We start from the raw sequence: 1,810 nt of genomic DNA, 5'->3' as shown, positions 1-1,810 counted from the left end.
AAGAGGCTGGGACAAAACCCTCCTCTGAAATGAAAAAGCCTGTGAAATTTTACAACGAGTAAAATTTCACAGGCTTTGATTATTTTTAAATAAAAATAAGGACATTCTCTGTTAAAATTAAGTTACCACACTAAACCCAACAGAAAGAAGTGTCCTTATGTTTAAAGATTATAACATGAATCAATTAATTTTGCCTTTAGATTTAGAAGTAAAATTACAAGAGAATGATATTGCCTTCCATGTACATCATTTAGTTGAAAGTATTCCACTTGAAGCACTCGAACCATTTCTTCGAAATGAGGGGTGCCCTGCTTATCATCCACGCATGATGTTAAAAATTATCTTATGTGCTTATACGCAATCTGTCTTTTCTGGTCGTAAAATCGAAGCACTTTTAAAAGATAGTATTCGTATGATGTGGTTAGCTCAAGGTTATGAACCAAGCTATCGCACCATTAATCGTTTCCGTGTTCAATCCGAAGTAAAAGAACTAATCCGACAATGCTTCGTACAATTCCGTTGCCAACTTGTACAAGAGAAATTAATCGATCAAGAAGCCATTTTCATTGATGGTACAAAAATAGAGGCGAATGCGAACAAATTTACATTCGTGTGGAAAAAGGCGATTGAGAAATATCACAATAGTTTAATTGAAAAATCAAATCAACTGTACAACGAGTTACTTGAAAAAGAAATTTTGCCTGAAATTGAACGAGAAAGTGATGAGCAATTAACACTTGAAGAACTTGACCAAATGGTTCAAAAAGTAGATGAAGTCATTAATGAATATGATCAAAAAATTGAAGCATCATCGAGCTCAGAAGAAAGAAAAGCATTAAGAAGTGAACGAAAATACCCGAAGCAAGTGCGTAAGCAGTTGACTGATTATATTGTACGGAAACTTAAATATCAACGAGACTTTGAAATCTTTGGAACACGTAATAGTTATTCGAAGACAGACCATGATGCAACATTCATGCGCATGAAAGATGATTATATGAAAAACGGTCAATTGAAAGCTGGTTATAATGTACAAATCGCCACAGAAGGTCAATACGCGCTTGCTTATAGTTTATTTTCAAATCCGACAGATACACGTACTTTAATTCCGTTTCTAGATAAAATTGAGCAAAGTTATTTCAAATTACCGAAACATATTGTGGCAGATGCAGGTTATGGAAGTGAACAAAATTATGATGATATTCTTTCTAAGCGTAAACGGGAAGCTTTAATTACGTTTAATATGTATTTGAAAGAACAAAAGAAAAAATATAAACAAAACGAGTTTAACCCAGCCAACTGGTACTATGATGAAGAAAACGATACATACACTTGCCCAAATCACAAACTCCTTCCATTTAAATATCAATCTGAACGTACGGATAAAACAGGCTTCAAACGGAAATTTAAAGTCTATGAATGTGAAGACTGTTCGGGCTGCCCATTCCGTTCATCATGTACAAAAGCTAAAGAAGGCAATAATCGGAAATTAATGGTGAATGAGAAGTGGGAACATCAAAAAGAATATGTGAGAGCGAAGCTTTCAGAAGAAAAAACAGGTGCCATCTATCGTCAACGTAAGATTGACGTAGAACCAGTTTTTGGATTCTTGAAGGCTAATTTGCGTTTTATTCGATTTTCTGTTCGTGGAAAATCGAAGGTTGAGAACGAAATGGGCCTTGCATTAATGGCCGTGAATTTACGAAAATTCACGGCCAACAGATAACAAAAAAATAGACAAAGGAGAATTTGAGTGAACTCAAATTCTCCTTTGTCACTATTTGAAGCTAATTATGTCCCAGCCTCTTTT

At 34.7% G+C, this 1,810-nt stretch carries 1 protein-coding gene; it reads left to right on the top strand.

Annotated features, from left to right (window positions below; translation table 11 throughout):
- Nucleotides 1–157 precede the first annotated feature (157 nt).
- Nucleotides 158–1,726 carry an IS1182 family transposase gene (locus tag AC1Q59_RS24695; protein WP_492368518.1) on the top strand — a complete coding sequence of 523 codons (1,569 nt, stop codon included), beginning with the start codon at nucleotides 158–160 and terminating at the stop codon, nucleotides 1,724–1,726.
- The last annotated feature ends 84 nt before the right edge of the window (nucleotides 1,727–1,810 follow it).

It is taken from the genome of Cytobacillus sp. MT66 (genome assembly GCF_058792595.1).
This window is presented reverse-complemented; position numbering and strand designations above follow the sequence as displayed.

Bases quoted from the DNA above. Each gene is read 5' to 3' on its own strand.
- AC1Q59_RS24695 (WP_492368518.1), top strand. From the start codon at position 158: ATGTTTAAAGATTATAACATGAATCAATTAATTTTGCCTTTAGATTTA.